Genomic DNA, 12,834 nt, shown 5'->3' with positions numbered 1-12,834 from the left:
AGAGACCATGGCGCGCGCATACGACCTGATCGTCCTTGGCGGCGGGCCGGCTTCCGGACCGGCGGCGAGACTGTGTCGCGAGGCGGGCTGGACCGTGGCCGTCGTCGAGGCCGGGCGGCTCGGCGGGGTCTGCCCCAATGTGGGCTGCAATCCGAAAAAAGTGCTCCTGAGCGGGCCGGAAACCCTCGTCCAGGTCCGGCATCTTCTCGGCAAGGGCCTCTCCGGCGCACCGCGTCCGGACTGGGCGGCGCTCATGGCCTTCAAACGGAGCTTCACCCGGCCGGTGGACGCCCGGGTGGAGGGCTCGCTTCGGGAGGCCGGCATCGACATCGTGCGCGGCCGGGCCGTTTTCACGGGCCGGCGCACGGTTGCGGTCAGCGGCGAGGAGCTGGCCGCCCAAAAGATCCTCCTCGCGGTCGGGGCCACGCCGAGCCGGTTTTCCTTCCCGGGCGCGGACAGGCTCGCCACGAGCGACGATTTCCTGGATTTGGACGCCCTGCCCGGCCGGGTGACCTTTGTGGGCGGCGGGTTCATCGCCTTCGAACTGGCGCACATCGCCGCGGCCTGCGGGGCCAGGGCCACCATCCTCACCCACGGCGACGCGGTCCTGCGCCGCTTCGACCAGGACCTGGTGGCCCGGCTCCTGGCCGCCACCCGGGCCAGAGGCATCGAGGTGCGGCTTAGGGCCCCGGTCACGGCCATCCGGCAGGAGGCGGACGGGCTGGCCATCGAGACGCCCGACGGCCCGGTCCGGGCGGATCTGGCCGTCAACGCCGCCGGCCGGCCGGCCAACCTGGACGGACTCGGCCTGGAGGCGGCCGGCGTGGCCCGGAGCAAGGCCGGCGTCACGGTCAACGACCATCTCCAAAGCCCGACCAACCCGGACGTCTACGCCGCCGGCGACTGCCTGGACGCGCCCTTCGCCCTGACGCCGACGGCGGACCTGGAAAGCCGGATCGCGGGCGAAAACATGCTTGCCGGCAACACCCGGACCATCGACCGGACCGGCACGCCGAGCGTCCTTTTCACCCTGCCCCCCCTGGCCATGGCCGGGCTGACCGAGGCCGACTGCCAGGCCCGGGGCATCCCGTACCGCAAAAAGGAGTACGACCTGGCCGAGGCCTTTCCCTGGCAGCGGCTCGGCGAGACGACCGGCTTTTCCAAAACGCTCGTCTCCCCGGACGACGACCGCATCCTCGGGGCCCACATCCTCGGCCACGGGGCGGAAGAGATGATAAACGCCGTGGCCCTGGCCATGCGCCAGCATCTCCCGGCCAAGGCCCTGCGCGAGGCGGTCTGGGCCTACCCCACCTGCGGCTACTACCTCAGGTACCTGTTCTAGCCGGCCGCCGGCCGCGTCCCTACTTCTCGTCGAAGATCCGGCGGGCCTCGGCGTCGGTGAGCGGTTCCCAGGCCCATGGAAAAAGCAGCATGACGGCCGCGAAAAAAACCAGCGCCACAGCGGCAAGAGCATCCTTCATGACGGTTCCCCCTGTTTCCCGGCCCCCGGCCGGGACTCCCTGGATTCCACCTTTCTTTCTATCCTTTTTTACGCGTCCGGCAACAGAAAACGCGTCCCGTGCCCTCCCTTTGTTTGCCACTGGCGGCGGCTTCGGCTACAGAATGGGGCATCCCGTGAAAACGATCCAAGGAGCGGCACCATGGCCCTTTTCGGCAGCGATAAGACCTCGGAGAAGAAAAAGCCCAAGAAAGCCGAAGCCGCCACGCCCAAGCGGCTCATTCCCGAAGACAACCTGGCCGAGCTTACCAAGTTCTTCGAAGCCATGAAGGAACCGGTGGAACTGGTCGTCTTCACCGACCCCAGGCAAAACGCCCCGTACAACGCCTTCATGGAGTCGCTTTGCCGGGAGCTGGCGGAACTGGCGCCCAAGATCACGGCCCGGTTCGAGCCCCTGGAGAGCGATGCCGCCAAACTCCATGGCGTGGATTTTTCCCCCACCCTGCTCCTGGCCCCGGACCGCTGCAAGATCCGCTATCTCGGCGCGCCCTTGGGCGAAGAGGCCAGGACGCTCATCGAGACCATCATGCGGCTGTCGCTTGGCCAAAGCGGCCTGGGCCAGATTTCCAAGCAGCTGTTGCAGGAGCTCGAGGAGAAGCGCGACGTCATGGTCTTCGTCAATCCCTCCTGCCCGTACTGCCCGGGGCAGGTGGCCCATGCCTTCCACTGCGCCCTGGAGCGGCCGGACCTGGTGTCGGCCATGTGCGTGGACAGCTCCCAGCACCCGGCCCTGGCCGACCGCTACCACGTCGGCTCCGTGCCCCACACGGTCATCAACGAGACGTTCACGAGCATGGGCCTTTTGCCCGAGGAGCGGTTCGCGGTGGAGCTGGTGACGCTCAAAAGCGCCGAGGACCTGCTGGCCGAGCAGCGGGCGGCCGGGATCCTGCCGGCCGAGGGGCTGGACGTGCGGGAAGTGGACATCGTGGTGGCCGGGGCCGGGGCGGCCGGGCTGACGGCCGCCATGTACGCGGTCCGAAGCGGGCTTTCGGCCGTGGTGCTCGAAAAAAACGTCATCGGCGGCCAGGTGGCCCTGACGCCGGTGGTCGAGAACTATCCGGGATTCGCCAACGTGCCGGGCAAGCGGCTCATGGAGATGATCGCCGAGCAGGCCCGGGCCTACGCCGAGATCCACGAGGGCGAGGGCATCGTCGAGGTCAAGATCGGCAAGCACGTGGAGGTCTACACCGACCGGGCGGTGTACGTGGCCAAGGGGCTCATCCTGTCCACCGGGGCGACCTGGAAAAAGATCGGGGCCCCGGGCGAGGACCGCTACTTCGGCTTTGGCGTCAGCTACTGCTCCACCTGCGACGGCTATCTCTACCGGGAGAAAAAGGCCGTGGTGGTCGGCGGCGGCAACACGGCCATGACCGACGCCCTGCACCTCAAAAACCTCGGCGTGGACGTGACCGTCATCCACCGCCGCGACGCCTTCCGGGCCGAAAAGCACTTGCAGGACGCCCTGGCCAAGGAAGGCGTGCCCACCCTCATGAACACGGTGGTCACGGAAATAAAGGGCGACGAGAACAAGGTCACGGCCGTGCGGATACGAAACCTGACGGACGGATCGGAGCGGGAGATGCCGGTGGACGCGGTGTTCGTGGCCGTGGGCCTGTCCCCCAACACCGGGCTTGCCGAGGAACTTGGGCTGACGCTTGACGCCGACGGCTTTATCCAGACGGACCGGGGCAAGCGGACCTCGATCCCGCGCATCTACGCGGCCGGGGACGTGACCGGCGGGGCGCGCCAGATCGCCACGGCCGTGGGCGACGGCTCGACGGCGGCCTTGTCCGCCTTCGAGGACCTGGCCCACCCGTACTGGAAAAAAACGAAGACCGCCTAGGGCGTGGCGTAAAATTCCGCGGGCGCAAGTTCCGTGGACTCGAACCAGCCCCGGCAGGACAGGTGCTGGCGGATGTCCTGGCACAGTTCGCACTTGTTGACGTAGCCCTCGGCCCGGGCCGTGTAGCCTTCGAGGCCGGCGGCGTAGTCGAAAAGGCCCTGGATGCCGGAGCCGGCCAGGGTGCAGAGGATGGGATAGCGCTCGGGATCGAGCGGGGCCCCGAGGTCGGCCGCCCGCAGGGCCAGCCCCGAGCACAGGCCCGGCACGTAGTCGCCGTAGAGGTCCAGGTGGAAATGGCCGGTGTCGGTCAGTTCGGCCCGGCAGTCCGGGGAGGCCGCGGCCAGGATCGCCTCCACGGGCCGCCGGCCAAGGACCGGGGCGAAGAGATCGAAGGCCCGGCCGCCCTGGTGGATCCAGGTCCGCCCCAGGATGGCGGCCGGATAGTCCGGCCCGAATTTCGCGAGGTATTCCCGGAACGGATGGGTCGTGTCCGGGTCAAAAACCTGCAGGTCGTCCAGAAAATGCTCCTGCCAGGGCAGGACCGCCACCCCGGCCAGCCGCGCCGCCTCCAGAACGCCGAGCGTCTTTCGCAGCGGAACGAACCCGTTGTGCATGGGGCTTATGGACACGAGCAGGCGCGAAAGCCCCATGTCCCGCAGCTCGGCCAGAAGCTCCCGGGCTTCGTCCGGGTCGTCGTACCAGGACCCGCTCGTTTCCACGTATTCGATGGGCATGCCCGTTTCGGCCGCCGCGGCCAGCACCCCGGCCAGGCCCAGCGGATCGGCCAGCGGCTCCCCGCCGCCGACGTGCATGGCCGTGGCCCCCAGTTCCAGGGCCTTGGCGAAAAGCGTCCCGGCCGTCTCCCGGTCCAGGTATTCGGCCGCCCGGGACGGCCCGCCCCGGTAGAGGCAGTGCGGACAGGCGCTTTGGCACTGGTAGGTGGGGATGACCCCGCCTGCGCGCAGGCGCGAGACGACCAGCAGGGACATGGTTCAGCCTCTGGAAAGCCGGCCCGGGGCGGCCGGCACGGCCTCGGCCTGGCCGGCCGCCCGGGCCGCTTTGGGCCGGACCTGGGGCACTACGCACGTGGGATCGATGGCGTCATGGCTCATGGCTTCTCCATGGCGGCCGGGCGCGGCTCCTCGCTGGCGGCCAGCTTCTGGTGGATGACGCCGATGCCCTCGGCCGGGTAGCGCAGGCGCAGGAAGAAATAGCGGTCCACGACCTTGAGCACGTAATCCTTGGTCTCGTCGTAGGGCGGCACGCCGCCGTGCTTGGCCACGGCCCCGGGACCGGCGTTGTAGGCGGCCAGGGCCTGGACCTCGGTCTGGAACTGGTCGAGCATGGCTTTCAAATACTTGGTGCCGGCCGCGATGTTGCGCTCGGGGTCGAAGGGCTCGGTCAGGCCCAAAAGCTTCTGGGTGTCGGGCATGATCTGCATGAGCCCCTGCGCCCCCTTGGGCGAGACGGCGCAGGCGTTAAACCGCGACTCCTGTTCGATGAGCGCGTAGACCAGCCTCGGGTCGAGGCCGTTTTTGCGGCTGTAGCTGTTGACCAGCCGAATCAGCTTCCCGTCCTCGATCACGGCCGGATAGCGGCAGCCCACGGCCTTTTTGTCGGCGAACTTGTACCCGGCCTGGTGCAGCGAGGCGTCCCGTTTGGCCGCGGCCACGGGATCGGGCAGGGTCACCCCGTGGATTTCCGTTGACGGCATGGGACTGGAAACGATTTTCGGCCCGGCGGCCAGGGCCGATCCGGCCAGCACGCCCACGAACAAGGCGGCGGCCGGAAATGAAACATGCATGCGCAAGGCTCCTTCGCGCTATGGCGCTCACTTACCTAAACCCCGTACCCGGTTCGTCAAGGCTTGACAAGAAAGGGTCAACGAACCTGCCGGCGCCATCGATCGATGGTGTCGGCAATGAACCCCTTGTCGTTACACGGCGTGGCCCAGACGTCGGAAAACCGCGCCGTGTCGCTTCGCGGCCGCTCATTGTCGCCGAGATCGCGCAGCCGGATGCGCATGGGCACCGGCACGCCCTCGCCGACCACCACCGCCTCCTGGGTGCGAAGCGCCGGCAGGGCGGCCAGGAGCCCGGCCGCGTTCTCCGGCATGGCCCGGCGCACGAAAAGCTGGTCCTGCTCGTTGCTCATGCGCAGGGAAACGAGCGTATTGACCTGGGACAGCACGGTTTCGGAAATCTCCGACGGCCGCTGGGTCACGAGCCCCAAGGACACGCCGTACTTGCGGCCCTCCTTGGCGATGCGCGAGAGGGCCCGGCGGGTCGGGGCAAAGGCGGCGGCCGAATCGCGCGGCACGTAGCGGTGCGCCTCCTCGCACACGAGCAGGACCGGCACGCCGCGCCCCCGCTCGGTCCAGAGCGCGAAATCGAAGATCAGCCGGCACAGGACCGAAACCACCACGTCCACGATCTCGGCCGGCACCCCGGCCAGGTTGAAGATGGTCAGCGGCCGGCCATCGGCCGGCAGGCGCAGATACCGGGCCAAAACCCCGGCCATGCTGTCCTCGACGGTCAGTTGGCCGAACATGAAGCCGAACCGCCGGTCCCGGCGCAGGGCGTCCATCCGGGCGGTCAGGCGCAGGTAGGGCACGGAGTTCTCGGGCTTGTCCAGCCGGCCCATGCCGACCTTCAAGAGCTCGATCACCCGGGCCAGCCGGTAGGGGACCGGCGTGTCGATGGTGAGGGCCCCGTCGTCCGCGCCAAGGCCGCGCAGGAACTCGGCCTTGGCCGCCACCACGCAGTCCTTTAGGATATTGGCCTCCACCTCCCGGTAGGGCTGCTCGCCGCTGCAAAAGACCTGCGCCATCTCCTCGAAATCCAAGAGCCAGTACGGCAGGACCAGGTTGTCCGGCGAGACCGACTCGGCCAGGTCGCCAAAGGCATGGGCGTACTCGTCGTGGGGGTCGAGCAGCACGATATGCCCGTTGGCGTGGGCCGAGAGCACGGACCGCAGGAGCACGGCCACGGTGCAGGACTTGCCCGAACCGGTGGTGCCGAGGACCGCGAAGTGCTTGCCCAGAAAATCGTCCACCACCATGTAGGCCGGCACGGCCGCGTCCTGGTGCAGAGCCCCGATCCGCACGCTCGATTTGGCCGGCTTGGCGTAGATGCGCGACAGATCCTCGGTCACCGCCTGCCGCACCACCGCCCCGAGCCGGGGGCTGACCGACACGCCCCGCTGGAACACGAACTCGTCGGTCTCGGGCCCAAGGCTCTCGCCCAGAAGCGCCAGCCGCGCCACATGCCGTCCCTCGCCTCCCTGCCCCGCTTCCGTCAAAAGCGCCTGCACCAGCCCAAAGACCATGGACCGCTCGGACGGGATCACCACCATGTCGCCGACCCCGGCCGCCCCGGCCGCCCCGGCGGTGAGCACCACCGTCACCTCCGCGCCCTCCACGGACGCTACGTAGCCGATGGGATTACGTTCAAACATGAGGAAGATGCCTCCGGCGGCCGGGGGGGGATCATCCCCCCGGACCCCCTGGATAAATCGGGGGTTGTTTCTGGTGTTTAACCTGCGGCCGTCCGCGTTTCATTTCTTCCTTGCGGCGCTTCGCCGCCGGCGCACCATGTTGGCGCAATCGGGCCGGCGTGGCTTTCCGGATTTGCGGCCAGTGTCGCCGGCCCGATTGCGCCAACAGACGTCGATGCCCCGCCGCCCGACGTTGCCGCCAAGGCTCCCGCCCACCCCGTTGGGGAGGGTCCGGGAGGGGATCATCCCCTCCCGGCCGCCGGAGGCATCCCCCCGTCCCCGCCCCCGCCCGCACCGCCTTCGCGGAGCGCCGCCTCGATGGCGGCGGCCAGGTCGCGACGCAAGATGGGTTTCAGGAGCAGGTCGCGGATGCCGATGCCCCTGGCGCCTTCCTTGCTCATGGTCTCGCTGAAGCCGGTGAGCATGAGGACAGGCAGGCCGGGGCAGACGGCCAGGACTTCCCGGGCCAGGTCCGCGCCGGTCATGCCGGGCATGTTCTGGTCGGTGATCAGGAGGTCGAAGGCGGCGGGATCGTCGCGGATGGCGGCCAGGGCCTGCCGGGGATCTGTTTCGGCCCGGGCCCGGTAGCCAAGGGATTCGATCAGTTCCCGGCCGATCTCGGCCAACGCCTCCTCGTCGTCCACGAGGAGAACGCGTCCCCGGCCCATGGCGGGACGCGGTTCGGGGACCGTGGCCGCCTTGCCGGCGTCCTGGGCCAGGGGCAGGTAGACGTCGAAGAGCGCGCCCTGGCCGGGGTCGCTTTTGACCTTGATGTCGCCGTGATACTTGCGGACCACGCCGTGGGCCACGGACAGGCCCATGCCCGTGCCTTCGCCGGGCTTTTTGGTAGTGAAAAAGGGATCGAAAACCCGCTCCAGGATGTCCGGGCCGATGCCCGGGCCGGTGTCGCGGACCCAAAGGCGCAGGCACTCGCCGGGATTGGCCTCGCCGGGAATGGGACACAGGCCGGCGGGCGCCTCCTCCAGCCCCACTTCGAGCACGCCGCCGGTCTCGCGCATGGCGTGGGCCGCATTGGCGCACAGGTTCATGAGGATCTGCTGGATCTGGGTGGGCTCGGCCAGGATGGTGTCGCGGCCGGGGCGGATGGATTCCACCAGGGCGATGGTGTTGGGCACGGTGGCCCGGATGAGTTTGAGGGTTTCCTTGACCAGCGGCCCGACATGGAGCGGCGTGGCCTCCTGGTCGTTTTGGCGGCTGAACGTCAGGATCTGGAGCACCAGGTCCCTGGCCCGGCGGCAGGCCGACAGGATGTGGTCCACCCGGCGGGCAAGGCTGCCGTCCTGTTCGGCCTCGGCCTCGATCATCTCGGCAAAGCCCATGATGATGCCGAGGATGTTGTTGAAATCGTGGGCGATGCCGCCGGCCAGCGTGCCGATGGCCTCCATTTTCTGGCTCTGGCGCAGCCGCATCTCCAGGTTTTTGCGCTCCGTGACGTCGTGGGCCACGAAGACCGTGCCGAGCGGCGCGTCGTCGGCGTGGGTGAGCGGCGAGGCGGTGATCAAAAATTCGCCGCGAAGCCTGGGGATGGAAATTTCCCGGGAATGGTAGCGGCCGTCGGTCATGGCCAGGATCTCGTCCGAGCGTTCGCCGGGGCGGTCCGGCAGGTCGAAGAGAAACGAGCACTCCCGGCCGACCACGTCCTTGGGCGGCAGGCCCAGGCGGTGGGCCATGGCCAGATTCAGACGGCGGACCTTGCACTGGCGGTCGATGACCACGACCATGTCCTGGACCGAATCGAAGGTGCCCTCCCACTCGCGCTTGGCCGCGACGATGAGTTTGGTGACCCGCTCGCGTTCCTCCATCTCCCGGGTCAGCCGGCGGTTGGCGCTGGCAAGCGCCGCGGTCCGCTCCGAGACCCTGGTTTCGAGGCGGTTTTTGAGGGCCTGGAAATCGCGCTCGGCCCGCCACTTGGCGCCAAGCGAGGTGGCGAACTGGCGGATTTCCTGGGGATGGAAGGGCTTTTGGATATAGAGGAGCTTGTCGGCCGGCGGCACCCGGCTGGCGATGGTGGCCGGATCGATGTCGGTGAAGGCCGTGACCACCACGATCTGGATCCAGGGGTCCATGGCCCGGATCGCCTCGGCCGCGACCAGTCCGCCGCGCCCGGGCGGCATGCGGACGTCGAGGAAGGCGGCGGCAAAGGGCCGGTGTTCGCGGCCGGCCTCGGCCACGGCGGCCACGGCCTCCTCGCCCTGGCGGCACAGCGTCAGTTCGAACCGGGCTTCCTTGGACGCGGCGGCTGCGCCGTCCAGGCCGCCAAGGCCGCCAAGGCCGTCGAGGCCGTCGAAAAAATCGTCCTGCGGGGCCAGGATCTCGGTGAAAAGATCGAGGATGCGCGGCTCGTCGTCGGCCACCAGAAGGCGCATGGGCGCGATTGTCGCGGCGGGTGCCGCCATGGCGCTTCCCCTTGTCCTGTTGCGGCCCGGTCTACGGCGCGGCGGCGGCCGTGGACCGGCCTCGTGTCGCGTTCTCGAAATTCGTGCCTGCGAATTTCGAGAACAACATATTAAAATAATTATTTTTTCTAAAAAATAACAACATATTTTTTAGCCCACGCCACCCTAGGGCATTTCGGACCGGTCGGAACGATCGGAAGCCGAGGGAATCCGGGCCGGCGCGGCGGATTTCGCCTTGGCCGGCCCGGGCTTGGCGGCCGCGGCCGGCGCCGGTTGCGCCGGGGCCGGCTGGAACGGCACCGGGGTGCCCGGGGCACGGGGCGCCGGGGCCGACGTTGGGGCCACGGGGGCCGTGGCCGGCGCGGCCGGGGGCGCTGTCGCCGGTACGGAAGTCGAGGCGGCCGGGGCTTGAACCGCAGCGGCCGGACCGGGGGCCGGGGCAACCGGAGTGGCCGGGGCCGGTTGCGAAGCCGCCGGAGTCGGGGCCGGCTTCGGCAGTTCCGGCTGGAGCGCGGCCGGAGCCGGCAGGTTGACCTCTTCCATGGTGGACAGGCGGGTCAGGTTGTCGTGGGCCAGGGGATAGAAGCGCGGGTTGGAAGCGATGGCCCGCTCCAGATATTCCTGGGCCTTGGCCTTGTTTCCCGCCTCCATGTAGCACACGCCGACGTTGTTGAGCGCGGCCGACTCCGTGGCCGCTGCGGCAAAGACGGCATACGCCTCGTCGTACCGGCCAAGCCGGCACAGGGCGAGCCCCAGGTTGTTGGCGATCTTGGGGGACTTTTTGGCGGCCCCGGCCCGGCGGAAGGCGGCGGCCGCGTCCTCGGGGCGCCCAAGGAGCATGAGCGAGATGCCCCGGTTGTTTTCCACGTCCGGATCAAAGGCCACGGCGAGAAACTTGTCGTACACGGCCAGGGCGGCCTCGGGCCGGCCCTCCCGGTTCTCGATGGTCCCGAGCAGGGCGGCGGCCCGGGCCAGCGACGGGTCGCGGTCCAGGGCCTGGGCCAGGGCCTCGGCCGCCGGCTCCCTGGCCCCGCCGAGATAGAGGGCGAAGCCGAGCCCCTGCAGGGCGGCCGCGGATTTGGGGTTGGCCTTGAGCGCCTGCTGGTAGGCCAGCCTGGCCTGGGCGAAATCGCCGCCGCCAAGGGACAGGTCGCCCAGGCGGGTGTGGACCGTGGCCGGATCGGCGCCGGATTTGAAGGCCGCGATATACTGGCGCGCCGCTTCGTTCCTGTCCCCGGCCGCCAGGGCCGCGTCGCCGGCGGCCACGGCGGCCGCCCCGGTCTTGCCGGCCGGATCGGACTTGACCCGGCCCCGGGACCCGCCGCAGCCGGCCAGTCCGGCCAGACAAACGGCCAATGCCAATGCGGCAACCGCCGCCCGCAAACATCCTTTCACCGGCCCCCCCTTGCGCCCGGCGAACATAGCAGAGCCGGCGGGGAGGGTAAACACGGCCCCCGGCCGGCCGGCGTCCAGGGTTTGTGGATTGCGCGGCCGCCCAGGGGACGCCAAAGCGCCCCTTTTGACGGGCCTGTCCATGATTCGTGGACCACGGACCGGCCGGGGTCGGACCCGGCCGCAACGGTCGCCGCCAACCGCCTGGAATAAAAACGATTCCAAAGAGAGGGCCAGGAAGAAGCCAACGCCGTCCGCCTGGCATGATTCTTCCAAGTCCCCGGGAAAAAATCGAAAAAAGTTGCGGCTGACGCAACGCCCGAGAAAAGCGCCATGAAGTCCTTTTTATCCGACCAACGAGGCATCGCCGCCGTGGAAATGGCCATCGGCATGCTGCTCCTCGTTCCCCTGCTCCTGGTGCTGGTCGAGGCGACCAAGGCCCTGACCGAGTATTCCCAGCTGCAAAACGCCTCCATGGAGGGCGCGCGGATGCTGGCGCGCCAAAACGGCGACACCAGCGGCGTGAACGACTACGTCCAGAGCCTTTTCCAGAAGGCCGACGGCACATCGACCGTGGACGGCGAGGCGCCGACCGTGAACATCACCCCCCGCGACAGCCAAAACAACGTAACCGTGCAGGTGGAACATGCCTTCAAGCCCTATTTCGCCAACGCCAGCGACGCGCAAGGGAACCCGAATCCTTTCAATATTATGGGCTCGACTCCGCTCACACTGTCGTCAAAGACCGTCATGGCCCTGCCGGCCGCCAACTGAGGGCGGCAACGCCCAGGGGGCGTCGAGCGTCATCATCGCCGCGGCCCTGGTCGGCACCATGGCCGCGGCCGGCGTGGCCGTGGACCTAAGCCGCGTCTACGTGGCCCACAACCAGCTGCAAAACGCCGTGGACGCGGCCGCCCTGGCCGGCAGCCTCCAGTTGCCCGACGACCCGGACGTCACCAACGGCAAGGTCAAGGCCGCGGTGACGGCCAACCTGGCCCTGAACGATCCCGACGCCACGGACATCCAGGTCACCTCCGGCGGCGCGACGCGCAGCGTGTGCGTGGACGCAAAGGCCAACGTGGACATGACGCTCACCAAGGTCATCGGCATCGGGGACACCACGGTCACGGCCGAGGCCTGCGCCGGGTACAACGACATCGAGCTGGTCCTGGTCCTCGACAGCACCGGCAGCATGAAGGGCTCGCCCATCGACAGCGCCAAGGACGCGGCCAGGGACCTGGTCAACCTGATCATGCCGGCCTCGACGTCCTCGACCCGGTCGAAGATCGGGCTCGTCCCCTTCCAGGGCAAGGTCCGCATCGACGGCAGCGACCCGGTCACGGCCGAGCGCAACCCCGACGGTGTGGGCCCGGGTTGCCGCAACGCCGACGGCACCCTCAACACCGGCAAGCTCAAGGTCGAATACAGTCGGACCGCGACCAGTACCAACATCTTCTACGGCTACACGTTAAGCGGGGTCAGCACCTTCACGGACAAGACCTGCTCCGGCATGTCCCCGATCCGGGCCCTGTCCTCGGACAAGAACACCATCCTCAACAACATCGAGGCCATAAACGCCGGGGCCGTCACCTCGGGCACGCTCATTTCCGAGGGCATCAAGTGGGGACGCAAGGTGCTCTCGCCCGAGGCGCCCTATGTCGAGGGCAGCACGGACAAGAAGGTGCGCAAGATCATGATCGTCCTGACCGACGGCGACACCGAGGACGGCCGCTGCGGCGGGAACTTCGCCTCGGCCTCCAAGACCGTCAACACCTACTGGACCAACGCCTACTTCGGCCAGGGGCTCAAGCCCGACACCGCCACCTCGCCCTACGCCACCCTGTCCACGGCCACGGCCACCCTGGCCCAGATCCCGGACTGCAAGGACGGCGGCAAGCTCAACCAGTTCGTGCTCGACGAGGCCGATGCCGCCAAAAACGACCTCAACTACCCGGTGGAGATCTTCTCCGTGCGCTTTGGCGCTTCCGACGCCACGGACAAGAGCCTCATGCAGAAGATCGCCTCGTCCAAGCCCGGCACCACGGACCACTACTACGACGCGCCGTCGAGCACCGGCATCCAGGACATGTTCAAGAAGATCGGGCAGCAGCTCGGCCAGCGGCTCATGACCAAGAAGGAAGCCACCACCGGCACGCCGTAGAAGGGAC

Annotated in this window: 9 protein-coding genes; 4 read left to right on the top strand and 5 right to left on the bottom strand. The window is 68.5% G+C overall.

Annotation, left to right across the window (positions count from 1 at the left end):
• Positions 1–7 precede the first annotated feature (7 nt).
• Positions 8–1,342 carry a dihydrolipoyl dehydrogenase family protein gene (locus tag DFW101_RS16450; protein ID WP_009182648.1) on the top strand — a complete coding sequence of 445 codons (1,335 nt, stop codon included), beginning with the start codon at positions 8–10 and terminating at the stop codon, positions 1,340–1,342.
• Positions 1,343–1,661: 319 nt separating this feature from the next.
• Entirely contained in the window at positions 1,662–3,362 is a 1,701-nt protein-coding gene (locus tag DFW101_RS16445; protein WP_009182646.1) for an FAD-dependent oxidoreductase, read from the top strand.
• Here DFW101_RS16445 and DFW101_RS16440 read toward each other — a convergent pair.
• From DFW101_RS16440 to DFW101_RS20205, 5 genes are all read right to left on the bottom strand, one after another.
• On the bottom strand, positions 3,359–4,351 hold the full coding sequence (locus DFW101_RS16440; RefSeq protein ID WP_009182645.1) for a radical SAM family protein: 993 nt from the start codon (positions 4,349–4,351) through the stop codon (positions 3,359–3,361). The genes DFW101_RS16445 and DFW101_RS16440 overlap by 4 nt on opposite strands.
• Before the next feature lie 119 nt (positions 4,352–4,470).
• Positions 4,471–5,166 carry a lytic transglycosylase domain-containing protein gene (locus DFW101_RS16435; RefSeq protein ID WP_009182643.1) on the bottom strand — a complete coding sequence of 232 codons (696 nt, stop codon included), beginning with the start codon at positions 5,164–5,166 and terminating at the stop codon, positions 4,471–4,473.
• A gap of 77 nt (positions 5,167–5,243) precedes the next feature.
• On the bottom strand, positions 5,244–6,818 hold the full coding sequence (locus DFW101_RS16430; protein ID WP_009182642.1) for an ATP-binding protein: 1,575 nt from the start codon (positions 6,816–6,818) through the stop codon (positions 5,244–5,246).
• Between the two features lie 281 nt (positions 6,819–7,099).
• Positions 7,100–9,274, bottom strand: coding sequence for a hybrid sensor histidine kinase/response regulator (locus DFW101_RS16420; RefSeq protein WP_009182640.1), 2,175 nt, complete (start codon positions 9,272–9,274; stop codon positions 7,100–7,102).
• A 165-nt stretch (positions 9,275–9,439) separates the two neighbouring features.
• Positions 9,440–10,669, bottom strand: a complete 1,230-nt coding sequence (locus DFW101_RS20205; protein WP_268743546.1) for a tetratricopeptide repeat protein — start codon at positions 10,667–10,669, stop codon at positions 9,440–9,442.
• A gap of 330 nt (positions 10,670–10,999) precedes the next feature.
• Here DFW101_RS20205 and DFW101_RS16410 point away from each other — a divergent pair, with 330 nt between their 5' ends.
• Together DFW101_RS16410 and DFW101_RS16405 are read left to right on the top strand one after the other, a co-directional pair.
• Positions 11,000–11,440, top strand: coding sequence for a TadE/TadG family type IV pilus assembly protein (locus DFW101_RS16410; RefSeq protein ID WP_009182638.1), 441 nt, complete (start codon positions 11,000–11,002; stop codon positions 11,438–11,440).
• The gene (locus tag DFW101_RS16405; RefSeq protein WP_419187167.1) at positions 11,364–12,827 is read left to right on the top strand and encodes a pilus assembly protein TadG-related protein; all 1,464 of its coding nucleotides are present in this window, start codon (positions 11,364–11,366) and stop codon (positions 12,825–12,827) included. The genes DFW101_RS16410 and DFW101_RS16405 overlap by 77 nt, the downstream gene beginning before the upstream one ends.
• Positions 12,828–12,834 lie beyond the last annotated feature (7 nt).

This window comes from Solidesulfovibrio carbinoliphilus subsp. oakridgensis (genome assembly GCF_000177215.2).
Taxonomy (GTDB): Bacteria; Desulfobacterota; Desulfovibrionia; order Desulfovibrionales; family Desulfovibrionaceae; genus Solidesulfovibrio; species Solidesulfovibrio carbinoliphilus.
This window is presented reverse-complemented; position numbering and strand designations above follow the sequence as displayed.